Source organism: Paracoccus sp. (in: a-proteobacteria), from assembly GCF_030604785.1.
GTDB lineage: Bacteria > Pseudomonadota > Alphaproteobacteria > Rhodobacterales > Rhodobacteraceae > Paracoccus.
In genome coordinates this window covers 16,236-40,234 of sequence record NZ_JAUVVF010000032.1, presented here as the reverse complement: position 1 = coordinate 40,234, position 23,999 = coordinate 16,236, and the positions used below count along the sequence as shown (strand labels likewise).

Sequence of the window (23,999 nt, the reverse complement as noted above, 5' to 3'; positions counted from 1 at the left end):
GCTGCAGCCGGCGGCGGACCTTGTCGGCGATCTCGGTTCCGGCTTCCTCGTCCACGAAGGGCTCGACGCCGGGATGCAGCGCGTCCGCGCCCTTGACCAGCTTGCCCACCGCCTGGTTGCCCCACATCAGGCCGCCCTGCTCGGTAAAGTCCATCTCGGTGTCGGGGGCGTTGTAGAAGCGGTCGGCGCGCAGGTGGAATTCGGGCCGCAGCGCCTCGTAGCTGGCGCGGTTCAGCATCTTCGCCTCGTCGGCCGATCCGGTCTGGTCGGGGCGAAAGCGGAAGCCCTCCAGACGGCCGGCGAACTCGCCCTCGACCGTCACTTCGCCCTTGTCGTTCACTTCGGCCACGAGGCTCTCCTTCTGCTTGAGCCGGCGCAGAAGCACGGATGTGCGCCGGTCCACAAATCTTTGGGTCAGGGCCGCGTGCAACGCGTCCGACAGGCGGTCTTCTACAGCGCGCGTTTCCTCGCGCCAATGCTTTTCGTCCTGAACCCAGCCGGTTCTTTGCGCCACGTAGGTCCAGGTGCGGATATAGGCCAGCCGCTTCGAGATCGCGTCGATATCGCCGTGCAGCCGATCGATGCGCTTGACGGCGCGGTCCAGCCATTCGGCCGGAATCGTGCCTTCCTGAAGAAACCCGAAGATCCGCGCCAGAAGCGTAGCATGTTCCATCGCGGAAATGCCCCTGAAATCGGGCACGCGACAGACATCCCACAATAGCCGCACATCCTTGCCGCCCTGCACGCGGTCGCGGATCTCGGGCAGATCGCGGAGGATCTTCAGCGCGGCCAGATCGTCAGCCTCGCGCCCGCGGGCCAGCCATTCATGGCTGGGCGCGGCCTCGAGGCTCTGGACCAGACGGTCCATCGTGCCGAATTCCAGGGCACGGTTGCGCCACATCAGGCGGCTGATCGGCGCGAAACGGTGGTTTTCCAGTGCTTCGATCAGCCCCTCGTCGGGGATCTGCGCCTCGCCGGTCACGCCGAACGTGCCGGATTCGGTGTGCCGCCCGGCCCGGCCCGCGATCTGGCCCATCTCGTGCGGGAACAGGGGCCGGACCCGGCGGCCGTCGAATTTGTGCGTGGCCGAAAAGGCGACATGGCGGATATCGAGGTTAAGCCCCATCCCGATCGCGTCGGTGGCGACCAGGTAATCGACCTCGCCGGCCTGATACATCTCGACCTGGGCGTTGCGGGTGCGGGGCGACAGCGCGCCCATCACCACCGCGCAGCCGCCCTTCTGACGGCGGATCAGCTCGGCCATCGCATAGACATCGTCCACGCTGAAACCGACAATGGCGCTTCGCGCGGGCATGCGCGACAGCTTCTTGGACCCCGCCCAGGAGAGCGTGGACAGTCTTTCGCGGCGGATGAATTGCGTCTCCGGGACCAGCGCCGCGATGGCCGGGCGCATCGTGTCGCTGCCCAGAAACAGCGTCTCGTGCAGGCCGCGCATGTGCAGCAGGCGGTCGGTGAAGACATGGCCGCGCTCGGGATCGGCGCAAAGCTGGATCTCGTCGATGGCGACGAAATCGGCGCCGATCTCGGGCATGGCCTCGGTCGTGGCGACCCAGTATTGCACCCGGTCGGGCACGATGCGCTCCTCGCCCGTGACCAGCGCCACGACCGATGGGCCGCGCGCCGCCACGATCCGGTCATAGACCTCGCGTGCCAGAAGCCGCAGCGGCAGGCCGATGACGCCCGTGCGGTGGGCCAGCATCCGCGTGATGGCGTGATGGGTCTTGCCCGTATTGGTCGGGCCAAGGATGGCGGTGATCCGCCCGCGCGTGGTCATGGTCATTCCTCAGATATCGGTGCCGCGCAGGCGACGTTCCAGACGGACGGCGGCATCCAGCGCCTCTTGCTGATGAGGATGGACCTTCAGGCTTTCGCGATAGGCCGCCAGCGCCCGTTCCGGCTGGCCGATTTCCTCGAGCATGGCGCCAAGCTGGGTCATGGCGGCAAAGTGACGCGGCTCCAGCACCAGGGTCCGGGCCAGATCCTCGATGGCGGGACCGAACTGGCCCGCCATGGCCAAGGCCGCCGCGCGGGTCTGCCAGCCCGCCGCGAAATCCGGTGCGTGGTCGGTCAGCGCGCTCAGATGGCCGATCGCCTCGTCCAGATCGCCGCGATCCAGCGCATCCTCGCCACGACGCAGCAGCAGATCCATCGCGGGCGAACCCGAACGCGACCAGGCGCGCAGGATGTCGCTTTCCGCGATGCGCCAGCCCTCGCCCTCGGGGCTGGCAAGGCGCCGGAAGGCATCGTCCAGGTCGATCGGCTGGGCGGCTGTCGCGAAAGCAGTTGCCATGACAAGCAGAATTGTCACTATTCCGGCCTTGAATGCCGCGACGACATTATGGAATTGGTGACGAAGCGCGCTCATAACGTCTGGTGTAACCCAGCCCGCATGCCGGGCGCCAGCCAAAGCGCAAGAGAGGACAGGAAATGAGCGAAGTCGTGAAAGCCGCCGTCGAGAAACTGGGACAGAAGATCGACAGCTTCGGCTCGACCGCGAAGTTCGTCATCACCGACGAAGGCGCCATCATGATCGACGAAAGCGGCGTGCGCGCCGCCGATGAAGGCGAAGAGGCCGAGGTGACGCTGACCGCCAGCCGCGAAACCTTCGAGGGCATCCTGGCCGGCGACGTGAACCCCACCACCGCCTTCATGATGGGCAAGCTCAAGGTCGACGGCTCGATGGGCGTCGCCATGCAGCTGGGCCAGAAACTGTCCTGATCCATGGACAGCGCGCCGTTCCACCAGCTGGCCGATGATCCGCTTGAACCGGCCCGCGCCTATTGGCTGCGGGCCGAGGACGGCATCCGCCTGCGGGTTGCCTGTTGGGAGACGGCGCGCGCCGCCGCCGAGGGCAGCGTCCTGCTGTTTCCCGGCCGCACCGAATATATCGAGAAATATGCCCCGATCGCCCGCCGCCTGAACGCGGCGGGCTATCACGTTCTGGCCATCGACTGGCGCGGTCAGGGCCTGTCGGACCGGCTGCAGGCCGATCCGCGCCCCGGCCACGTTGGCGCCTTCAGCGATTATCAGCGCGACGTGGTCGAGATGGTCGTCGCCGCCGAGGAGCTGGGCCTGCCCCGTCCCTGGCATCTGCTGGCCCATTCCATGGGCGGCTGCATCGGGCTTGCGGCGCTCGAATCCGACCTGCCGGTGGCCAGCGCGGTCTTTTCGGCGCCGATGTGGGGGATCAATCTGCGCAGGCTTCAGCACGGTGTCGCGCTTGGCATCGCCTATCTTGCGGGCCGGGTCGGGCGCGGCGGCGTGGCCGCGCCGGGCAGCGGCGGGACGCGCAGCACCTATGTGCTGGACGAATCCTTCTCGGCCAACCTGCTGACGCGGAATGTCGACGAATGGGCCCGGCTGGTCCGCGAGGCCGCTTCCTGGCCCGACCTGACCATCGGCGGGGCCAGTTTCGACTGGGTGTCCAAGGCGCTGAACGAATGCACGCGCCTGTCGCAGATCCCCTCGCCCGATCTGCCGATGCTGGTCTCGCTTGGCAGCGACGAGCGTGTCGTCTCGGGACAGGCGATCCGCGATCGGGCTGCGCGCTGGCCCGGCAGCACGCTGCTGGAGGTGCCCGGCGCGCGGCACGAGGTGATGATGGAAACACCGCCCCTGCGCGATCTGTTCATTCAGGCGATGCTGGACCGCTTCGCCGACAGCTAGTCCGCGCGCCTGCGTTCGGCCGCCTTCTCGGCCGCTCGCTCGGCCTCCCGGCCGGCATTGGCGCCCGAGACCTTGTCGGTGGCCGAGCCCAGCCGCGGCATCCGCAGGCGCAGCCGCTTGATGCGGCGCGGATCGGCCTCGACCACCTCGAATTCCGCGCCCGAGGGATGCGCGATCACCTCGCCCCGCAGCGGCACCCGCCCGATCAGCATGAAGATCAGACCGCCAAGCGTGTCGACCTCTTCGGCCTCGTCGTCGGGGGTCAGGCGCAGGCCAGTCTCGGCCTCGACCTCGTCAAGGGGCGCGCGGGCCTGGATCAGCCACTGGCCGGGCTTCTCGCTGACCCACAGATGGCCCTGATCCTCGTCATGCTCGTCCTCGATCTCGCCGATGACCTGCTCGATCAGATCCTCGATCGTGACCAGCCCATCCACGCCGCCATATTCGTCGATGACCAGCGCCATGTGGATGCGCTTCTGCTGCATCTGCTGGAGCAGCACGCCGATGGGCATCGAGGGCGGGACGTAAAGCAGCGGACGCAGCATCGGGCGCAAGGTGAACTTGCCGCCCGCGCCGAAACCGTGCTTGAGTGCCAGATCCTTGAGGTGGATCAGCCCGAGCGGGCTGTCCAGCGTGCCGCGAAAGACGGGAATCCGCGAAAAGCCGTGTTCGCGGAACATCGTCACCAGATCGTCGAGCGTGATCAACAGCGGCGCGGCGATGATCTCGGCCTTGGGGATCGCCACATCATCGACGCGCAGGCGGCGCAGGTTCAGCATGCCAGGCGCGGGCTGGCTGTCATGGCGCGGGGCGGCATCGCCCGCTTCGTCGGTCTCGGCCTCGCCGCCCTTCAGGGCGTCGAAGACCCGGCCAAAGAAACCACGCTGGCGATCCTGCTCGCCCTCGTCTTCGGCCAGATCGCCCGCCTCGCGGGCGGGGACCGGTAATCGACTGTCGGAATTCATCTTTCGCTGGTCTCCTCATAGGGATCGGGAATGTCCAGACCGGCCAGAATGCGGCGCTCGGTCTCTTCCATCAATTCGGCATCGGGGTCGCTTTCGTGGTCGTAGCCCAGCAAATGCAGGCAGGCATGAACCAGAAGATGCGTGACATGATGGTCGAAGGGCTTGCCCTGCGCCTGCGCCTCGGCCGCGCAGGTGTCATAGGCGATGGCGATGTCGCCCAACTCGTCCGAGGCGGGCATGGCCGGGGCTGCACCCGGCTCACGCGGCTCCGGCTCGACCGATGGCCAGGACAGGACATTCGTCGCGCGGGGCTTGCCGCGGAAATCGGCGTTCAGGGCCGCTATGCGGATATCGTCGCAGCCCATGACCACGACCTCGCCGCCGATGCGGTGCCAGTCCAGCGTCGCGGTGACGGCGCGGGCCGCCAGATCCTCAAGTCCGGCGGCCTCCCATCGGTCATCCTCGATGACGCAATCGGCGGTGATCTCGTCAGGCATCGTTCCGTATCGCCCGCCGCGGGGCGTATTGGCCGCGCGGCTCGTCCATGTCGCCGCGGGCAAGGGCCGCGGCCTCTTCGGCGTCATACGCCTTGATGATGCGCGCGACAAGCGGGTGGCGCACGACATCCTCGGCCGTGAAGTAGCTGAAGCTGATCCCCTTGACGCCGCCCAGGATCCGTTCGGCATCGACCAGACCCGATTGCATGCCGCGCGGCAGGTCGATCTGGGTGCGGTCGCCGGTGATGACCATGCGCGAGCCCTCGCCCAGCCGCGTCAGAAACATCTTCATCTGCATCGAGGTCGCGTTCTGCGCCTCGTCCAGCACCACGAAGGCGCGAGACAGCGTCCGGCCCCGCATGAAGGCCAGCGGCGCGATCTCGATGCGCTTTTCCTCGACCAGCTTCTGCATCTGCTTGGCGGGCAGGAAATCGTTCAGCGCGTCGTAGAGCGGCTGCATGTAGGGGTCGACCTTCTCCTTCATGTCGCCGGGCAGAAAGCCCAGACGTTCGCCCGCCTCGACGGCGGGGCGCGACAGGATGATCTTGTCCACATGCCCGCCGATCAGCATGGTCACGCCGACCGCGACAGCCAGATAGGTCTTGCCCGTCCCGGCAGGCCCGATCCCGAAGGCCAGTTCATGTTCGAACAGCGACCGGACATAGGCCTTTTGCGCGTCGGTGCGCGGCTCGACGGATTTCTTGCGGGTGCGCAGCTCGTAGACGCCCTTCGAGAACATCTCGAGCTGGTCCGCAGGCGTCGGATCGCCCGCCGGGTCGATGCCCATGCGAAGCGCCGCGTCAACCTCGCCCAGGGAAACCGGGCGCTGCTTTTCCAGACGATCGTAAAGGCCGCGCAGGACGCTGCTGGCCTCGGACTGGGCCTCGGGGCCGCCGACCACCGCCAGCAGGTTGCCGCGTCGCAGGATATGCACGCCCAGGGCTTCCTCGATCCGGGCCAGGTGTCGGTCATTTGCGCCGCACAGGTCGATCAGCAGCCGGTTGTCGGGAAATTCCAGCACGGTCTCGTTCGGAGGGGTGGTGACGGGGGGCGTTGGCGATAGGCCCAAATCGTTCTCCTGCTCAGGCGTCCTTGGGTTCATGGTGGCAAGCTTGCGGGATTCGCACAAGGACCGGTTGTCTGCCTGCGCGGCATCCCTGCCCTCCGATGCAGCAAAACGCCGTCGACGGCGCGCGGGTTGCATCAGGATCGGGCAAGCGGCCCGGTTCCCAGAAAGGCGGCCAGCGCCGGTTCCGTCTCCATCCCCGAGACGGGGCCGACATGGGCGATCGCCCCGCCCTGAAGCATCGCGACCCGGTCCCCGATCAGCGCGACCGAGCGCATGTCATGCGTGATGGTGATGGCGGTCGCGCCGCTCTCGGTCACGATGCTGCGGATCAGCGCGTCGATGGCGCGGGCGCGGATCGGGTCAAGGCCGGTCGTCGGCTCGTCGAAGAAGATCACCGCCGGATCATCGGCGATGGCGCGGGCCAGCCCCACCCGCTTGGCCATGCCGCCCGACAATTCAGCGGGCATCAGATCGGCGGTCTCGGGCGGCAGGCCCACGCGCGCCAGCTTGTCCAGCGCGATGGCGCGGGCCTCGCGGTCGGGCATCCGCTGACGCAGGCGAAAGGCGATGTTCTGCCAGACATTGAGGCTGTCGAACAGCGCCCCACCCTGAAACAGCATGCCGAAGCGCGTCAGGAATTGCGGCAGGCGCGCCGCGTCCAGCGGCCGGCCCTGCCACAGGACTTGCCCGCCATCGGGCGGCACGAGGCCGAGGATGCATTTGAGCAGCACCGATTTGCCGGTGCCGGACTGGCCGATGACACAGAGGCTCTCGCCCGGGGCGACGGCCAGGTCCACGCCGGCCAGGACGCGCTTGGCGCCGAAGCTGCGGGTCAGGCCACGCGTCTCGATCATCGGCGCGCTCATCGGAAGAACAGCCCCGTCAGGATGAAGTTCGCCGCCAGGATGCCGACCGCCGCCGCCACCACGGCCGAGGTCGTGGCCCGGCCCACCCCAGCCGCGCCGCGCGCGCAGCGCATCCCGAACCAGCAGCCAGACAGGGCGACGACCAGCCCGAAGACCGCGCCCTTGATCAGGCCCGACAGCACGTCCCAGGTCTCGAGATAGGCCCAGCTGTCGGCGATGTAGCGCGCCGAGGTGAAGCCGAGCGAGGTCGTCCCGACCAGCCAGCCGCCCATGATGCCGATGACGTCGCCCACCGCGACCAGGACCGGCAGCGACAGGATCGCGGCCCAGAGGCGCGGCGTCACCAGCCAGCGCACCGGGTCGGTGGACAGCGTGACCAGCGCGTCGATCTGTTCGGTGACGCGCATCGTGCCGATCTCGGCGGCAATGGAACTGGCCACGCGGGCAGCGACCATCAGGCCGCCCAGCACCGGCCCCAGTTCGCGCACCATCCCGATCGCGACGATGGCGGGCACGACATCGCTGGCCTGAAAGCGCGCCCCGCCCGAATGGATCTGCAAGGCCAGCGCCGCGCCAGTGAACAGCGCCGTCAGCCCGACCACGGGCAACGAGAGCCAGCCGATCTGGATCAGTTGCTGGAACAGCGCACGTCCGGGAAAGGGCCGCAGCCGCGTCAGGCCGCGCCCGGCGAACAGCGTCACCGCACCGACCCCGCGCAGCATCGCCAGCGCCGGGCGGCCGAGGCCGCGCAGAGCCGTTACGACCATGTGCGGGGATAACGCTGGCGCAAGGCGGTGAGGATCTCGTATCCGATCGTTCCGGCCAGATCGGCCAGCCGGTCGATGGGCTGATGCGGACAGATGAGGTCCAGCATCTCGGGAACATCGTCCAGCGCCGTCACATCGACCGTGATGAGGTCCATCGAGACGCGCCCCACGATCGGACATCCCCGGTCGCCCGCATAGAGCATCGCCCCCTTGCCCGACAGCGACCGCAGGACACCGTCCGCATAGCCCGCATCGACCGTGGCGATCCGGCAGGCACGCTCGGCGATGTAGGAGGCGCCGTAGCCCACGATCTCGCCCGCGGCGACGGAGCGGGTCTGGATCACGCGCAGCGACAGGCGCACCGTCGGCTGCGCCTCGGCAAAGGGCAGGCCGCCGTAAAGGCCGATGCCGGGACGCACGATGTCGAAATGGTAATCCGGCCCCAAAAGGATGCCGCCGGTGGCCGACAGCGACAGGGGCACGCCCTCGCAGCCCCGCGTCATCTCGCGGAAGGCGGCAAGCTGGGCGGCATTGGCCGGGTGGTCGGGCTCGTCGGCGCAGGCCAGGTGCGACATGATGAAATCGGGGCGGGCGGCCAGCGCCTCGGCCCGGATGGCGGCCCATTCGGCGGCTTCCATCCCCAGACGGTTCATGCCGCTGTCAAGCTGGATGGCAAAGGGCTTGCCGGGACGCAGGGTGCGGTCGCGGAAGAACTGCTTGGGCGAGTTCAGGACCGGGACAAGGCCGGTCAGATCCTCGCCCTGCATGTGACCCGACAGAATGTTGATGCGCGCGTCCTCGGGCAGATGCGGGCGCAAGGCGCGCCCTTCGCTGGCCAGCGCCACGAAGAAGTCGCGCGCCCCCGCCGCATAGAGGGCGGGCGCGACCCGCGCCGCCCCCAGCCCGTAGGCATCCGCCTTGACCACCGCCGCGCAGCGCGCACCCGGCGCACGGGCGGCCAGCGCCTTCCAGTTGGCCGTGACGGCCGCGATATCGATCTGCAATCCCATGCCGGTTGAGTGCCTCCGCGGGCGCGGCGCGTCAAGCGAAAGTGGCGGAAGGGGACGCGCCAGGCCGGCCATCGAGGCCGCCCCGGCGCGGCGTCCGACCCTTTGGGGTCGCCCGCGGGCATCCCGGAAAATTTGCACTTTTGCGATTTTCGCCCCGCCGGACGCACATAGTTTGCAAATTTTCTCGAAATTCCTTTCCACAGGGCCGGGTGGCGTCTAGTTTCGCGGCACGGCTGAGCGGAGGGCAGTGCGATGAAGGATATCCTTGCGGAACTGGAACGGCGGCGCGGCCAGGCCCGGCTGGGCGGCGGCCAGAGGCGGATCGAGGCGCAGCATGCGCGCGGCAAGCTGACGGCGCGCGAGCGGCTGGACCTGCTGCTGGACGAGGGCAGCTTCGAGGAATTCGACATGTTCGTCGCCCATCGCTCGACCGATTTCGGGATGGAGGCCGATCGACCGCATGGCGACGGCGTCGTCACCGGCTGGGGCACGATCAATGGCCGCATGGTCTATGTCTACAGCCAGGACTTCACCGTCTTTGGCGGCTCGCTGTCGGAAACCCATGCCCAGAAGATCTGCAAGATCATGGACATGGCCATGCAGAACGGCGCCCCTGTCATCGGGCTGAACGATTCGGGCGGCGCGCGCATCCAGGAGGGCGTGGCCTCGCTTGCCGGCTATGCCGAAGTGTTCCAGCGCAACATCATGGCATCCGGCGTCGTGCCGCAGATCAGCGTGATCATGGGCCCCTGCGCCGGCGGCGCAGTCTATTCGCCCGCCATGACCGACTTCATCTTCATGGTGCGCGACACGTCCTACATGTTCGTGACCGGCCCCGACGTGGTCAAGACCGTCACCAATGAGGTCGTCACCGCCGAGGAACTGGGCGGGGCCAGCACCCATACCAGGAAATCCTCGGTCGCGGACGGCGCCTTCGAGAACGATGTCGAGGCGCTGAGCGAGATCCGGCGCCTGTTCGACTTCCTGCCGCTGAACAACCGCGAAAAGGCGCCGACCCGGCCCTTTTTCGACGATCCCGCCCGGATCGAGCCCAGCCTCGACACGCTGATCCCCGACAACCCCAATCAGCCCTATGACATGAAGGAGCTGATCGCCAAGGTCGCGGATGAGGGCGATTTCTACGAGATCCAGAAGGATTTCGCGGGCAACATCATCATCGGCTTCATCCGGCTTGAGGGGCAGACCGTGGGCGTCGTCGCCAACCAGCCGATGGTGCTGGCGGGGTGTCTGGACATCGACAGTTCGCGCAAGGCCGCGCGCTTCGTGCGCTTCTGCGACGCCTTCGAGATCCCGATCCTGACGCTGGTCGACGTGCCGGGCTTCCTGCCGGGAACGGGCCAGGAATATGGCGGCGTCATCAAGCATGGCGCGAAACTGCTCTTCGCCTATGGCGAGGCGACGGTGCCGAAGGTCACGGTCATCACCCGCAAGGCCTATGGCGGGGCCTATGACGTGATGGCCTCCAAGCACCTGCGCGGCGATTTCAACTATGCCTGGCCCACGGCCGAGATCGCGGTGATGGGCGCCAAGGGTGCGGTCGAGATCCTCTATCGCAGCGAGCTGGGCGATCCCGAGAAGATCGCGGCACGCACCAAGGATTACGAGGACCGCTTCGCCAATCCCTTCGTCGCCGCCGAGAAGGGCTTCATCGACGAGGTGATCCAGCCGCGTTCGACCCGCCGCCGCGTCGCGCGGGCCTTCGCCTCGCTGAGGGGCAAGCGGCTCAGCAATCCGTGGAAGAAGCACGACAACATCCCGCTCTGAGCGAACCGACCATGCGCCCCGCCGCCAAGCACAAATGCGTGAATGATGCAGCCGCGCCACAGCCGCGCCGGGGCGATCTGCCCGGCCTTGGCGGCGACTGTCTGAAGGCGGGGCGCGCGGCTATCATGCCGACCGGGCCTGTCCGAACCGGGACCGGCCTCAACCCGAGCAGCAGGGCGCAGAGCCGCCCGCATCACAGGAGTGAATGTTCATGTCGAAGAAAATCATCCTCGGCCTCGTTCTGGTTTCGGCTTTCGCCGCCTGCCAGCGTCAGCAACCCGATGTCTTCGTGCCGGCCGCGCCTGCAGCGCCCATGGCCAACCCGGTCACGACCGAACCGGTCTTCCGCGGCAAGTTCTGATACGATCTGCCCGATCAGACCGTGCGGGCGGCCCGTCTGCCCGCACGCAGAAAAAGCCCCCGCAGAACCTATTCCAGGGGGTTATCCATGCTGAAACATCGTGGTTTTCCGGGCCGCCTGCCCGGCACCGACTTTCAATTCGTGATCCGGCGCGAGAATCGCAAGGCCGGCGCCACGCCCATCACCCGCCGCGAACGGTTCAAGGACCGCAGGCCCGCCGACAAGCGCGCCGACGAGGGGTTTCTGGCGGCGCTCATCGAACATTTCGGCGACCAGCCCTTTGAACGCGGCAACCTGGATGCCGGGCGCCTGTCCTGGCTGATCGGCCGCGAGGTCAAGGCCGTGGGCACCTTCGACCCGGCCGATTACGACCAGCTTCTGCAAGTCGACATGGCCGTTGCGCAGGCCAGCTTCCCGCAATTGTTCCGCAGCGACGATCCCGAGGACACCGCGTCAGAGGACTGGGACGACGATTGGGACGACGGCGATGAAGACGAGGACGACGACGAGGCCGAGGACGATCGCTGATGCGCGAAACGCTGCTGATGGGAACCGCGTCACGGGCATGTCAGTTTGACCTTGGCAAAGGTCATGCGATAACGCACGCCCATCGACAACCGGTCCCGCAGCGGATCATAACAACAGGCAGTATATCATGCAAAAAACCGTTCTCTTCCGCATCGGCGGCGTCTCGGCCCTGGTTCTCGGCCTCGCGGCTTGCGACCCCAACATGCAGACCGGCCTTTCGCCCGATGCGCAGCGTGCCGCTGGTGGCGCCGTTGCCGGTGCCGTTGTCGCCCGCGCGCTCAACGAGAACGTGGCGACCGGTGCGGCCGTCGGTGCGACCGCCGGTGCGCTCTGCGACGATTTCGGCGTCTGCCAGCGTCGCTATTGATCGACACCCAGTCGCGCGGCTGCCTCTGGGGCAAGCCGCGCACCAGACAGGATTGAACCCATGTCCAAGATTCTCGCCATTGCCGCCGTCATCAGCGCGACCGCTGTCGCCGGCTGCACCCAGAACATCAACCCGACGGATGCCGACCGCGCCATCATCGGCGCCGCGACCGGGTACACCGTGCAGACCGTCCGCGGCCGCGGCGGCAGCGACCGCCTGCGAGGCGCGGCCATCGGTGGCGCAGCCGGCGCGCTCTGCGACGATTTCCGTCTCTGCCAGTAATGATCTGACGCGCGGCGCAAGCCGCCGCGCCCTGCTCAGTAACAAGACCGCCCCCGGCCGCGCGGCCAGGGGCGGATTTTTCATGTCGACCGGTCAGGAGGGGCCATGTTCAAGAAGATTCTGATCGCCAACCGGGGCGAGATCGCCTGCCGCGTCATCAAGACCGCGCGCCGCATGGGCATCGCCACCGTCGCCGTCTATTCGGATGCGGACCGCAATGCGCTGCACGTGAAGATGGCGGACGAGGCCGTTCACATCGGCCCGCCCCCGGCCAACCAGTCCTATATCGTGATCGACAAGATCATGGAGGCGATCCGCCAGACCGGGGCTGAAGCCGTGCATCCGGGCTATGGCTTCCTCTCCGAGAACATGAAGTTCGCCGAGGCGCTCGAGGCCGAGGGCGTTGTCTTCATCGGCCCGCCCTCGGGCGCAATCGAGGCGATGGGCGACAAGATCACCTCGAAGAAGATCGCGGCGGAAGCGGGCGTCAGCACGGTGCCGGGCTATATGGGCCTGATCGCCGATGCGGACGAAGCCGCGCGCATCAGCACCCAGATCGGCTATCCGGTGATGATCAAGGCCAGCGCGGGCGGCGGCGGCAAGGGCATGCGGATCGCCTGGAACGAGGACGAGGCCCGCGAGGGTTTCGAATCCTCGAAGAACGAGGCCGCCAACAGCTTCGGCGACGACCGCATCTTCATCGAGAAATTCGTCACCCAGCCCCGTCACATCGAGATCCAGGTCCTGGCCGACAAGCACGGCAATGCGGTCTATCTGCACGAACGCGAATGCTCGATCCAGCGGCGGAACCAGAAGGTCATCGAAGAGGCCCCCTCGCCCTTTCTCGACGAGTCGACGCGGGCGGCGATGGGCCAGCAGGCCGTCGCGCTGGCCAAGGCCGTGGGCTATTCCAGCGCCGGCACGGTCGAGTTCATCGTGGATGGCAACCGCAATTTCTATTTCCTCGAGATGAACACCCGGCTTCAGGTCGAACATCCGGTGACCGAACTCATCACCGGCGTCGATCTGGTCGAGCAGATGATCCGGGTCGCGGCGGGCGAGCCGCTGCCCTTCGCGCAATCGGACCTGACGATCACCGGCTGGGCGATGGAAAGCCGCCTTTACGCGGAAGACCCCTATCGCAACTTCCTGCCCTCGATCGGACGGTTGACGCGCTACCGGCCCCCGGCCGAGGTCGCGGCGGGTCCGATGCTGGCCAATGCGAAATGGCTGGAACAGGCGCATCAGGGCGATCAGGCGGTCCGCAACGATACCGGCGTCTATGAGGGCGGCGAGATCAGCATGTTCTACGACCCGATGATCGCCAAGCTCTGCACCTGGGCGCCGACGCGCCTTGAGGCGATCGAGGCGATGCGGCTGGCGCTGGACGAGTTCGAGGTCGAGGGGATCGGCCACAACCTGCCCTTCCTGTCGGCGGTGATGGACCATCCGCGCTTCGTCTCGGGCGACATCACCACTGCCTTCATCGCCGAGGAATATCCCGAGGGGTTCCAGGGTGCGACCCTGCCCGAGGATGACCTGCACCGCGTCGCCGCCGCTGCCGCCGCGATGCACCGCGTGGCTGAGATCCGGCGCACACGGATCAGCGGGCGGCTGGACAACCACGAACGCCATGTCGGCGAGAACTGGGTCGTCTTCCTGGCCGGGCAGGAACACCCGGTCCGCATCCGCGCCGACCGCGACGGCTCGACCGTCAGCATCGCGGGGCAGGATCTGCGCGTCGAAAGCGACTGGAAGCCGGGGCAGAGCCTTGCGCGGCTGACGGTGGATGACCGCCCGCTGGTCCTCAAGGTCGAGCGCATCGCGGCGGGCTACCGGCTGCGGACGCGCGGCGCCGATCTGCGCGTCCATGTGCGCCGCCCCCGCGCGGCCGAACTGGCGCGGCTGATGCCGGTCAAGCAGGCGCCCGACACGTCGAAACTGCTGCTCTGTCCGATGCCTGGGCTGGTGGTGAAGATCAACGTGGCGCCGGGCGACGAGGTGCAGGAAGGCCAGGCCCTGGCCACCGTCGAGGCGATGAAGATGGAGAACATCCTGCGCGCCGAGCGCAAGGGCGTCGTCAAGTCGGTCAATGCCGAGCAGGGCCAGAGCCTCAAGGTCGATGAGATCATCATGGAGTTCGAATGATCGGCCTGCTGCCGCCGCTGGTCCTTGCAGCGCTGCCCGCGCTGGCGGCGGGGGCGGGCGTGCTGCTGGTTCTGGGGGGCGAGACCTTCCCGATCGGGCTGACGCGCCTGCCGATGGCCTATCTGCTGACGCCGTTGGCGGCGCTGGCAGTGTTCCAGATCGTGTTCGGCGCCCTGACCGGGCGCTGGCGCGGCTGGCGCTTCTGGGCGCTGGCGCTGCCGGTCAGCGCGATCCTGTGGGGCGCGGGGCTGATCCTGTTCCTCGACGGCCGCGCCGCGCCCGTCCCGCTGCTGCTGGCCGAGGCTGCGGCACACCTGCTGGTCGCCACGCTTGCACTGGTGGCGCTGGAACGGATGCGGCGGCCATGAAAGTTCAGCGCCGCGCCTCGTTCTGCCGCATCGGCATCTGGTCGATCAGCGAGATGATGTCTGCGGGCGCCACGGGCTGGCTGCGCGACAGCTTGACCCCGCCATCCTTGCCGATCAGCAGCAGCGCAAAGTCGCTGCCGACAGGCAGGGGCAGATCTGTCGTGCCGGGCGCAGCGGTCAGGATCACCACGTCGCGTTCGGACAGGGCATCGGCCTCGCTCATCAGCTCGGTCAGCTGCGCCTCGGTCGCGGGACCGTCCGCGACGATCACCACGGGCCGGGCCTGCCAGCGCAGGCTGTCCAGCACGCCCTGGGCCAGCGGGTGGGGCGACAGGTCGCCGGGCGTCGGCACGTCCGGGGCGGCGACGGCGGGCGCAGCCATGGCGGGCAGCGCAAGCGCGACAAGCGCGGAATATCGGGTCACGGGCATCTTGTCCTCCTTGGGGAAGGGACGCGCGCGACGGGCGGGCGGTTCCCTCTATCGCTGCGCGGCGCGGCCGGTTTCCTGCCGCCTCAGCGGAAAGCGGTCGATGGCGCGGGCGATCTCTCGGACGCTCCAGGGAAAGGGCTTGCGCTGCTTGACCTGGCCGTCCTTGTCCATGACCACCAGCGAAAAGCCCGAGGGGCGCAATTGCTGGCGCCAGATGCTGTTGGCGCGCGGATCGGTGTCGACGACGACGATCACGTCGCGCTGGACCAGCATCGCCGCGCCCTCGTTCAGCATCCGCATCTGGTCGGTCACCGCCGGGTCGCCGGGCGTGTCGGCAAAGACCACGATGGGCCGCCGTGTCCACAGGAACTGCTCGGGCGTAACCTCGTCGAAGCCCACAACCTCCAGCGCACCGGCTGTCTGCGACGTCATGTCCCGGTCCTCGGGCAGGATTTCGGGCGCTGTCCGTTCGGCGACGGGCGGCAGGCGGGCCGGATTGCGCTGCACGCCCCGGTCGGGGGCGGGGCTTTCGGCCTGCGGCAGCGCGTCCGGATCGGGCGGCGGCGCGTCGCGTCCCGGCCCCATCGCGGCCAGAACCATGGCGAATATCAGGAATTTCAACTTCATCGGCACCTCATCCTTGTCTGAATATAGGGCAGGACGTGCCGTGGGAAAGGACGGATCATGACAAAACCCACGCTTCAGGATTGGCGCAAGCTGGCCGAGAAGGAGCTGAAGGGCCGCGATCCCGACAGCCTGACCTGGCAGACGCTGGAGGGAATCGCGGTCAAGCCGCTCTATACCGAGGCCGATACCGAGGGGCTGTCGCATCTGGGCAGCCTGCCCGGCCTTGCGCCCTATACACGCGGGCCCCGCGCCACGATGTATGCGGGCCGCCCCTGGACGATCCGGCAATATGCGGGCTTCTCGACCGCCGAGGAATCGAACGCCTTCTACCGCAAGGCATTGGCCGCCGGGCAGCAGGGCGTCTCGGTCGCCTTCGATCTGGCCACCCATCGCGGCTATGACAGCGATCATCCGCGCGTCGTCGGCGATGTGGGCAAGGCGGGCGTCGCCATCGACAGCGTCGAGGACATGAAGATCCTGTTCGACGGCATCCCGCTGGACAAGGTGTCAGTCTCGATGACGATGAACGGCGCGGTGATCCCGATCCTCGCGAACTTCATCGTCACGGGCGAGGAACAGGGCCATGACCGTGCGGTCCTGTCCGGGACCATCCAGAACGACATCCTCAAGGAGTTCATGGTCCGCAACACCTACATCTACCCGCCCGAGCCCTCGATGCGGATCATCGCGGACATCATCGAATACACCTCGAACGAGATGCCCAAGTTCAACTCGATCTCGATCTCGGGCTATCACATGCAGGAGGCCGGCGCGAACCTCGTGCAGGAGCTGGCCTATACCCTGGCCGACGGGCGCGAATATGTCCGAGCCGCCATCGCGGCCGGCATGGACGTGGACGCCTTCGCCGGGCGGCTCTCGTTCTTCTTCGCCATCGGCATGAACTTCTTCATGGAGATCGCCAAGCTGCGCGCCGCGCGCCTGCTGTGGCACCGCATCATGACCGAGTTCAATCCGAAGAAACCCGGCAGCCTGATGCTGCGCACGCATTGCCAGACCTCAGGCGTCAGCCTGCAGGAGCAGGACCCCTACAACAACGTCATCCGCACCGCCTACGAGGCGATGTCGGCGGCGCTCGGCGGCACGCAATCGCTGCACACCAACGCGCTGGACGAGGCGATCGCCCTGCCCACCGAATTCAGCGCCCGCATCGCCCGCAACACCCAGCTGATCCTGCAGGAGGAGACGGGCATCACCCATGTCGTCGACCCGCTCGCCGGCAGCTACTACATCGAGAGCCTGACCGCGCAGCTGGCGGACGAGGCGTGGAAGCTGATCGAGGAGGTCGAGACGATGGGCGGCATGACCAAGGCCGTCGCCTCGGGGATGCCCAAGCTCAGGATCGAGGAGACCGCCGCCCGCCGTCAGGCGCTGATCGACCGGGGCGAGGATGTGATCGTCGGCGTCAACAAGTACCGCAAGGACAAGGAAGACCCGATCGACATTCTCGATATCGACAATGTCGCCGTGCGCGAGGCGCAGATCGCGCGCCTGTCTCGCATCCGCGCGAGCCGCGACGAGGCCGCGGCCCAGGCCGCCCTGGCCGAGATCACCCGCCGCGCCCGCGAGGGCGGCAACCTGCTGGAGGCCGCCGTCGAGGCCGCCCGCGCCCGCGCAACCGTCGGAGAGATCAGCATGGCGATGGAAGAGATTTTCGGCCGCCACCGCGCCGAGGTGCGCACCCTGGCGGGCGTCTATGGCGCCGCCTATGAGGGAGACGAGGGCTTCGCCCAGATCCAGCGCGACGTCGAGGCCTTCGCCGAGGAGGAGGGCCGCCGCCCGCGGATGCTGGTCGTCAAGATGGGCCAGGACGGGCACGACCGCGGCGCCAAGGTCATCGCCACGGCCTTCGCCGATATCGGTTTTGACGTGGATGTCGGGCCGCTGTTCCAGACACCTGAGGAAGCCGCACAGGACGCCATCGACAATGACGTGCATGTGGTGGGCATCTCGAGCCAGGCCGCCGGTCACAAGACGCTGGCGCCGAAGCTGATCGAGGCCTTGCAGGCGCAGGGCGCGGGCGAGATCCTGGTGATCTGCGGCGGCGTCATCCCGCAGCAGGATTACGATTTCCTGCGCCAGGCGGGGGTCAAGGCGATCTTCGGGCCCGGCACCAACATTCCCCAGGCCGCGGCCGAGATCCTGACCCTGATCCGCGACGCGCGCCGGACCTGATGGCGCGGCTTGCGTCCCGCGATGGCTTGGGGGGCCTTCGGCGGCCCCCCAAACCCCCTGCCCCGGACCGGCAGCCGGCCGGGGCGCCTGAAAGGCCGCGTCATGCCCCTGCCCCGCGCGCCTGACCGCTTGTCGGACGAGATGGCCGCTTCCCTCGGCCATGCGGTCTCGGGGTTCGGCTTTCTGGAAGAGGCGCTGAAGCGGGCGATCTTTTCGCTGTCGCGTCAGGGCCTGGGCGAAAGCGCGGACGAGCGGGCGCTGACCCGCTGGCTGCGGCGGAGGGAGGAGATTGCCGATGACAGCCTCGGGACGCTGATCGACAGCTTCATCGCCGCCGCACGTCAGGCAGGCGTCGATGACTGGCCCGATCTGGAGGCCGAGCTGAACCGCATCCGGCTGCTGCGGAACCTGCTCTGCCATGCCTCGTGGCGACCGGGCCGGCGCGGGGGGCACTGGCATCCGGGCTTCATCAACACGCGCGGCGAGCGCTATCCTGACGACATGACCCCCGCCGATCTTGAGGCCATCCATGCGCAGACCCTTGCGGTTGCACGGCGGGTCGTGTCGATCATGCGCGCGACCGGGATCGACGGGCGCTGGCTGGGCTATCCCGAGCGGGGCGCGCCGGGCGATGGCGACTGAAAGCCACAGCCGCGCAGGCTTTGCCGCATCGCGCGTTGCATGAAGGGCCAAGCCGCGCTAACACCCGCGAAATCTGGAAGCGAGGAAGCTCATGTCGTCCCCTCTCCGCCTGGGTATTGCCGGGCTTGGCACCGTCGGGATCGGTGTCGTCAAGATCGTGCAGAAACATGCCGACCTGCTGGCGCTGCGGGCGGGACGGCCCATCACCATCACCGCCGTATCGGCCCGCGATCCGCTGAAGAACCGCAGCGCCGACATCTCGGCCTACCGGTTCGAGACGGACCCCGTCGCGGTGGCGACCGCCGACGATGTCGATGTCTATGTCGAGCTGATCGGCGGCGAGAACGGCGCAGCGCGCGACAGCATCGAGGCCGCGCTGCGCGCGGGCAAGGACGTCATCACCGCCAACAAGGCGCTTCTGGCCGTGCATGGCGCGGAACTGGCCGCCCTGGCCGAAAGCCTGGGCCGCGTGATCCGCTTCGAGGCGGCCGTGGCGGGCGGCATCCCAGTCATCAAGGCGATGACGGAATCGCTGGCGGGCAATGCCATCACCCGCGTCATGGGCGTGATGAACGGCACCTGCAACTATATCCTGACCCGGATGGAAAGCGCCGGCCTGCCCTACGAGGCCGTCTTCGAGGAGGCCCGCCAGCTGGGCTATCTGGAGGCCGATCCGACGCTTGACGTGGGCGGCATCGATGCCAGCCACAAGCTGGCCATCCTGTCCTCGATCGCCTTCGGCACGCGGATCGATTTCGGCTCGGTCGAGATCGAGGGGATCGAACGCGTCAGCATCGACGACATCCGCCGCGCCCGCGATCTGGGCTACCGCATCAAGCTGCTGGGTGTGGCCCAGATGACCGCGCGCGGGCTGGAACAGCGCATGTCGCCCTGCCTCGTCCCGGCGGACAGTCCCCTTGGCCAGTTGGTCGGCGGCACGAACATGGTCGTGATCGAGGGCGACAGCGTCGGCCAGATCGTGCTGCGTGGCGCGGGCGCGGGCGAAGGCCCGACCGCCAGTGCGGTGATGTCGGATCTGGTCGAGGTCGCGCGCGGCGTGCGCCTGCCGGTCTTCGGCCAGCCCGCCGAGACGCTGGTCGCGGCCCAGCCCGCCCGGACCGCCGTGCCCGCCGCATATTACATCCGCTTGGAATTGCAGGACAAGCCGGGCGCACTGGCCAAGGTGGCGACGGTTCTGGGCGATGCCGGGATCTCGATCGACCGGATGCGCCAATACGGGCAGCACAGCCCCGCCAGCGTTCCGGTGCTGGTCGTCACGCACAAGACCACGCCCGAGGCGATCGACTATGCGGTCGAGGCCCTGCCCAAGACCGGTGTTCTGGTCAGCGACCCGGTCGAGTTGCGGATCGAGGAGGTCTGAGGCCGCAAGGCCTCGACCCTTGGGACATGAGAAAGGCGCCGGAGGTTCCCCTCCGGCGCCTTTCCCGTTTCACGACACTCATCCCAGACGGTAATTCGGGCTTTCGCGGGTGATCTGCACGTCGTGGACGTGGCTTTCCTTGAGCCCCGCGCCGGTGATGCGGACGAACTGGCAATTGCGGCGCATCTCGGGGACGGTGGCGCAACCGGTATAGCCCATCGCGGCGCGCAGGCCGCCGACAAGCTGATGGATCACGTTGCCCGCCGGACCCTTGTAGGGCACCTGCCCCTCGATCCCCTCGGGGACCAGCTTGTCGCTGGCCGCGTCCTTCTGGAAATACCGATCCGCCGAGCCGCGCGCCATCGCCCCGAGGCTGCCCATGCCGCGATAGGATTTGAAGCTGCGGCCCTGATAGAGGATCACCTCGCCGGGGCTTTCATCGGTGCCGGCGATGGCGCTGCCCACCATGGCGCAGCTGGCGCCCGCCGCGATGGCCTTGGCGAAATCGCCCGAGAACTTGATGCCGCCATCCGCGATGACCGGAACGTCGCCCGCGGCCCCCGCCGCATCCATGATCGCGGTCAGCTGCGGCACGCCCACGCCCGCAACGATCCGGGTGGTGCAGATGCTGCCCGGCCCGATGCCGACCTTGACCGCGTCGGCCCCGGCCTCGATCAGGGCGCGGGTCGCCTCGGCGGTGGCGACATTGCCCGCGACGACCTGGACGTCAGGGGCGAATTCCTTGACGCGCTCTACCGCTCGGGCGACGCCCGCGGAATGACCATGCGCGGTGTCGATCACGACCATGTCCACCCCTGCCTCGATCAGCGCCTGCGAGCGCGCGAAACCCTCATCCCCCACGGTCGAGGCGGCGGCGACGCGCAGGCGGCCCAGATCATCCTTGCAGGCCAAGGGGTTCAGCACGGCCTTCTCGGTATCTTTCAGCGTCAGAAGGCCCGTCAGCTTGCCCGAGGCATCCGTGACCAGAAGCTTCTCGATCCGACGCGCCTTCATCAGGCTGATCGCCTCGGCCCGGTCGGCAGGCTCGTGCAGGATCGCAAGGTTTTCGGCGGTCATCATCGCGCGCACGGGAGTGCGGTCGTCGCTGGCAAAGCGCATGTCGCGGTTCGTCACGATGCCCAGAACGCGGCCATCCTCGTCAACGACCGGAAATCCGGTGACATTGTAGCGTTCCTGAAAGGCCTTGGCATCGGCCAAGGTCTGATCGGGGGTCAGGGTGATCGGGCTGTAGACGATGCCGCTTTCAAAGCGCTTGACGCGGCGCACCTCGGCGGCCTGCTGATCGATGGTCAGATTGCGGTGGATCACGCCCATCCCGCCCGCCTGCGCCATGGCGATGGCCATGCGGCTTTCCGTGACCGTATCCATGGCCGAGGACAGAAGCGGAATGTTCATGCGGATCGTCCGCGTGACATGGGTCGTCACATCCGCCGTGGACGGCATCACCGTCGAGGCGGCGGGAACCAGAAGCACGTCGTCGAAGGTCAGGGCCTCACGAATCTGCATGGGAGTTCATCCTTGCGGCAATGTCGTTTGGCAGTTTCCCCTTTCACGGGCGGCGGCGTTTGTCCAGCCCGGCATTGGCCGTTGCGTCGATGACACGCCCGAACTCTGACAGTTACGTGAACGTCACGTCATATGCGCGAAGGAATTGATTGTAGGGTCGCGGCTGCTAGGCTTGTCTTCGGGCCAGTTGGCTTGCCAAGGGAGGAAGACATGAAAAAGACCACAGGCGGCCTTGCTGCCTTGATGCTGACCGCCGCGCCCGCCCTCGCCGGTGGGATCGAGCGCGCGCCGCAATCGCTGGCCGTGCTGTTCGAGCCCGGCAATTATGTCGAGCTGAGCTTCGGCGGCGCGGACCCGACCGTCAGCGGCCGCGACCGGGCAGGCTTCAACACCGGCGACGTGGCGCAGGGCTACGGCTTCGTGGGCCTGGGCTACAAGCAGCAGATCAACGAGAACCTGTCGGCGGGTCTGATCATCGAACAGCCCTTCGGCGCCGATGTGCGCTATCCGTCGCAACCAAACCCGCTTGCACCGAACCCGGCCGTCGATGGCTCGGTCCTGCTGGGCGGCACCTTCGCCAATGTGAACTCGACCACGGTGACGGCGCTGGCGCGCTACAAGCTGGACAACAACATCTCGTTCCATGGCGGCATCCGCGCCTCGCGGGCCGATGCCGAGGTGGGGCTGAGCGGTGCGGCCTACGGCAACCCGATCACCGCCGGCGGGCTGAGCGGCTACAACGTCCGCATGGATCCCGCCTGGGGCGCGGGCTACGTGATCGGCGCCGCCTACGAGATCCCCGAGATCGCTGGCCGCGTCTCGCTGACCTACAACAGCAAGGTCACCCATGAATTCGACACGCGCGAGAACATCAATCCCGGCGCCGTGACGACAACCTCGGTGGACACGCCGCGCTCGGTCACGCTGGAGGGGCAGACCGGGGTTGCCGCCGATACGCTGGTCTTCGGCTCGATCCGGTGGGTGAAGTGGTCGGAAGTCCTGGTTGAGCCCGCAGCCTTCACCACCGCGACCGGCGGCGGGCTGGTGGCGCTGGAGGATACGACGACCTACACGCTCGGCGTGGGCCGCCGCTTCACCGACAATTGGTCGGGCTCGGTCTCGTTCGTCTACGAGCCGAAGGGCGATGATCTGGTCTCGCCGCTGGCGCCCACCAACGGGCGCAGGGGGATCACGCTGGCCGCCGTCTACACGATGGACAATTTCAAGGTCACGACCGGCATCAACTACTCGAAGCTGGGCAGTGCCAACCCGCAGACCGCCGGCCAGCCGCGCGCTGATATGGAGGACAACGACCTCTGGGGCATCGGCATCCGGGTCGGCTACAGCTTCTGATCGGGTCGGTCGGAACAGAAAGGACGGCCCTGCCCTCGCGGCAGGGCCGTTTTGCGTTCGGGCCGGCGGGCCTTGCCGGGGCGATGCCCGGGGGAGTTCGCTCCCCCCCGGCCCCCCTGCGGGGCGCGCCCCTCGACCGCACGCGGTGCAGAGGGGGGTCCGGGGGGCCGGCCCCCCGGCCGTCGCGGGACGCGATGACGCCTCGGCCAACGCGCGCGCCCACCCCTTTTCTTGGCCCCTCCGCGCGGTTAGCTAAGGGGCTGGCGGCGAAAGGGGCGGCGGATGATCTATGGCAGCGCGGATGAATGGCACTCGGCCCCCTCTCGGCGGATCGTGCTGTTCGGCATGTCGGGGCTGGGCAAGACGCATGTGGCCTCGATGCTGCGGGCCACGGGCGACTGGTTCCATTACAGCGTCGATTACCGCATCGGCACGCGATACATGGGCGAGTACATCGCCGACAACTTCAAGCGCGAGGCGATGAAGGTCCCGTTCCTGCGCGAATTGCTGATGTCGGACAGCGTCTACATCGCCTCGAACATCACCTTCGACAATCTGGCGCCGCTTTCGACCTATCTGGGCAAGCCCGGCAGCCCCTCGCGCGGGGGGCTGCCCTTTGACCAGTATTGCCTGCGCCAGGACCAGCACCGCCGGGCCGAGATCGCCGCGCTCTTGGACACGCGCCACTTCATGGACCGTGCCGCCGAGATCTACGCCATCCCGCATTTCGTCTGCGACAGCGGCGGTTCGATCTGCGAGGTCGTGGACCCTGACGATCCCATCGATCCGGTCCTGGCCGCCCTGGAACGCGACCTCCTGATGGTCTGGATCAAGGGCAGCGAGGCGCATACGGCCGAGCTGGTGCGCCGCTTCGACCGCGCGCCCAAACCCATGTACTACCAGCCGGAATTCCTGGAACGCGCCTGGATCGCCTATCGCGTCGAGAAGGGCCTGACCGAGGACGAGGTCAATCCCGACGATTTCATCCGTTGGACCTATGCCCGCGCCCTGGCCCATCGCCAACCCCGATACGAGGCGATGGCCCGGCGCGGCGTCACCATCCTGGCCGAGGAAGTGGCCGCCATCCGCAGCCCGGCCGATTTCGACGACCTGATCGCCCGCGCCATCGCGCGCAAGAAAGACTGA

25 protein-coding genes are annotated in these 23,999 nt (G+C 67.6%); 14 read left to right on the top strand and 11 right to left on the bottom strand.

Annotated elements, in window-relative coordinates:
* On the bottom strand, positions 1 to 1,795 hold a 1,795-nt coding region (locus QAR72_RS11320), incomplete at its 3' end, for a helicase-related protein (RefSeq protein ID WP_304617485.1).
* A gap of 9 nt (positions 1,796 to 1,804) precedes the next feature.
* On the bottom strand, positions 1,805 to 2,311 hold the full coding sequence (locus QAR72_RS11315; protein WP_304617483.1) for a hypothetical protein: 507 nt from the start codon (positions 2,309 to 2,311) through the stop codon (positions 1,805 to 1,807).
* A 137-nt stretch (positions 2,312 to 2,448) separates the two neighbouring features.
* Between QAR72_RS11315 and QAR72_RS11310 the strand changes: the two genes are divergently transcribed.
* Together QAR72_RS11310 and QAR72_RS11305 are read left to right on the top strand one after the other, a co-directional pair.
* Positions 2,449 to 2,739 (top strand): SCP2 sterol-binding domain-containing protein, encoded by a 291-nt coding sequence (locus QAR72_RS11310; protein WP_304617482.1) that lies wholly within the window; start codon positions 2,449 to 2,451, stop codon positions 2,737 to 2,739.
* A 3-nt stretch (positions 2,740 to 2,742) separates the two neighbouring features.
* On the top strand, positions 2,743 to 3,687 hold the full coding sequence (locus QAR72_RS11305; protein WP_304617481.1) for an alpha/beta fold hydrolase: 945 nt from the start codon (positions 2,743 to 2,745) through the stop codon (positions 3,685 to 3,687).
* On the opposite strand, the gene QAR72_RS11300 is transcribed toward QAR72_RS11305, so the two are convergent.
* The 6 genes from QAR72_RS11300 to alr form a co-directional block, all read right to left on the bottom strand.
* Positions 3,684 to 4,652, bottom strand: coding sequence for a hemolysin family protein (locus QAR72_RS11300; protein WP_304617480.1), 969 nt, complete (start codon positions 4,650 to 4,652; stop codon positions 3,684 to 3,686). The two genes, QAR72_RS11305 and QAR72_RS11300, sit on opposite strands and share 4 nt — an antisense overlap.
* Positions 4,649 to 5,149: an rRNA maturation RNase YbeY gene (gene ybeY / locus QAR72_RS11295; RefSeq protein ID WP_304617479.1), complete on the bottom strand. Its 501-nt coding sequence runs from the start codon at positions 5,147 to 5,149 to the stop codon at positions 4,649 to 4,651. The genes QAR72_RS11300 and ybeY overlap by 4 nt, the downstream gene beginning before the upstream one ends.
* Positions 5,142 to 6,218, bottom strand: a complete 1,077-nt coding sequence (locus tag QAR72_RS11290; protein ID WP_304617478.1) for a PhoH family protein — start codon at positions 6,216 to 6,218, stop codon at positions 5,142 to 5,144. The genes ybeY and QAR72_RS11290 overlap by 8 nt, the downstream gene beginning before the upstream one ends.
* A gap of 134 nt (positions 6,219 to 6,352) precedes the next feature.
* Positions 6,353 to 7,072, bottom strand: coding sequence for an ABC transporter ATP-binding protein (locus QAR72_RS11285; protein ID WP_304617484.1), 720 nt, complete (start codon positions 7,070 to 7,072; stop codon positions 6,353 to 6,355).
* Positions 7,073 to 7,080: 8 nt separating this feature from the next.
* Complete coding sequence (locus QAR72_RS11280) at positions 7,081 to 7,851, bottom strand: MlaE family ABC transporter permease (RefSeq protein WP_304617477.1); 771 nt, start codon at positions 7,849 to 7,851, stop codon at positions 7,081 to 7,083.
* A complete protein-coding gene (alr, locus tag QAR72_RS11275; RefSeq protein WP_304617476.1) occupies positions 7,842 to 8,861 on the bottom strand; it encodes an alanine racemase in 1,020 nt (339 codons plus the stop codon). Before alr ends, QAR72_RS11280 begins: the two co-directional genes overlap by 10 nt.
* A 252-nt stretch (positions 8,862 to 9,113) precedes the next feature.
* On the opposite strand from alr, the gene QAR72_RS11270 reads away from it, so the two are divergent.
* From QAR72_RS11270 to QAR72_RS11240, 7 genes are all read left to right on the top strand, one after another.
* Positions 9,114 to 10,646, top strand: a complete 1,533-nt coding sequence (locus QAR72_RS11270; RefSeq protein ID WP_304617475.1) for an acyl-CoA carboxylase subunit beta — start codon at positions 9,114 to 9,116, stop codon at positions 10,644 to 10,646.
* Positions 10,647 to 10,857: 211 nt separating this feature from the next.
* Entirely contained in the window at positions 10,858 to 11,007 is a 150-nt protein-coding gene (locus QAR72_RS11265) for a hypothetical protein (protein WP_304617474.1), read from the top strand.
* An 87-nt stretch (positions 11,008 to 11,094) separates the two neighbouring features.
* The gene (locus QAR72_RS11260; RefSeq protein WP_304617473.1) at positions 11,095 to 11,535 is read left to right on the top strand and encodes a hypothetical protein; all 441 of its coding nucleotides are present in this window, start codon (positions 11,095 to 11,097) and stop codon (positions 11,533 to 11,535) included.
* A gap of 127 nt (positions 11,536 to 11,662) precedes the next feature.
* Positions 11,663 to 11,902 carry a hypothetical protein gene (locus tag QAR72_RS11255; protein ID WP_219829486.1) on the top strand — a complete coding sequence of 80 codons (240 nt, stop codon included), beginning with the start codon at positions 11,663 to 11,665 and terminating at the stop codon, positions 11,900 to 11,902.
* 60 nt (positions 11,903 to 11,962) lie between these two features.
* Positions 11,963 to 12,184, top strand: a complete 222-nt coding sequence (locus QAR72_RS11250; RefSeq protein WP_304617472.1) for a hypothetical protein — start codon at positions 11,963 to 11,965, stop codon at positions 12,182 to 12,184.
* A 105-nt stretch (positions 12,185 to 12,289) separates the two neighbouring features.
* Positions 12,290 to 14,332 carry an acetyl-CoA carboxylase biotin carboxylase subunit gene (locus tag QAR72_RS11245; protein WP_304617471.1) on the top strand — a complete coding sequence of 681 codons (2,043 nt, stop codon included), beginning with the start codon at positions 12,290 to 12,292 and terminating at the stop codon, positions 14,330 to 14,332.
* Positions 14,329 to 14,700: a hypothetical protein gene (locus tag QAR72_RS11240; RefSeq protein ID WP_304617470.1), complete on the top strand. Its 372-nt coding sequence runs from the start codon at positions 14,329 to 14,331 to the stop codon at positions 14,698 to 14,700. Before QAR72_RS11245 ends, QAR72_RS11240 begins: the two co-directional genes overlap by 4 nt.
* A gap of 4 nt (positions 14,701 to 14,704) precedes the next feature.
* Here QAR72_RS11240 and QAR72_RS11235 read toward each other — a convergent pair whose 3' ends face one another.
* Positions 14,705 to 15,130, bottom strand: a complete 426-nt coding sequence (locus QAR72_RS11235; protein WP_304617469.1) for a DUF4174 domain-containing protein — start codon at positions 15,128 to 15,130, stop codon at positions 14,705 to 14,707.
* Between the two features lie 48 nt (positions 15,131 to 15,178).
* A complete protein-coding gene (locus QAR72_RS11230) occupies positions 15,179 to 15,757 on the bottom strand; it encodes a DUF4174 domain-containing protein (protein ID WP_304617468.1) in 579 nt (192 codons plus the stop codon).
* A 57-nt stretch (positions 15,758 to 15,814) separates the two neighbouring features.
* On the opposite strand from QAR72_RS11230, the gene scpA reads away from it, so the two are divergent.
* The 3 genes from scpA (at position 15,815) to QAR72_RS11215 (ending at position 19,973) form a co-directional block, all read left to right on the top strand.
* A complete protein-coding gene (gene scpA / locus QAR72_RS11225; RefSeq protein WP_304617467.1) occupies positions 15,815 to 17,950 on the top strand; it encodes a methylmalonyl-CoA mutase in 2,136 nt (711 codons plus the stop codon).
* A gap of 102 nt (positions 17,951 to 18,052) precedes the next feature.
* Positions 18,053 to 18,592: a hypothetical protein gene (locus QAR72_RS11220; protein WP_304617466.1), complete on the top strand. Its 540-nt coding sequence runs from the start codon at positions 18,053 to 18,055 to the stop codon at positions 18,590 to 18,592.
* 91 nt (positions 18,593 to 18,683) lie between these two features.
* Positions 18,684 to 19,973 (top strand): homoserine dehydrogenase, encoded by a 1,290-nt coding sequence (locus QAR72_RS11215; RefSeq protein ID WP_304617465.1) that lies wholly within the window; start codon positions 18,684 to 18,686, stop codon positions 19,971 to 19,973.
* A gap of 78 nt (positions 19,974 to 20,051) precedes the next feature.
* Here QAR72_RS11215 and guaB read toward each other — a convergent pair whose 3' ends face one another.
* On the bottom strand, positions 20,052 to 21,500 hold the full coding sequence (guaB, locus tag QAR72_RS11210) for an IMP dehydrogenase (protein ID WP_304617464.1): 1,449 nt from the start codon (positions 21,498 to 21,500) through the stop codon (positions 20,052 to 20,054).
* A gap of 210 nt (positions 21,501 to 21,710) precedes the next feature.
* On the opposite strand from guaB, the gene QAR72_RS11205 reads away from it, so the two are divergent.
* Both QAR72_RS11205 and QAR72_RS11200 read left to right on the top strand, forming a co-directional pair.
* Positions 21,711 to 22,853 (top strand): OmpP1/FadL family transporter, encoded by a 1,143-nt coding sequence (locus QAR72_RS11205; RefSeq protein ID WP_304617463.1) that lies wholly within the window; start codon positions 21,711 to 21,713, stop codon positions 22,851 to 22,853.
* Between the two features lie 282 nt (positions 22,854 to 23,135).
* A complete protein-coding gene (locus tag QAR72_RS11200; protein WP_304617462.1) occupies positions 23,136 to 23,999 on the top strand; it encodes an ATPase in 864 nt (287 codons plus the stop codon).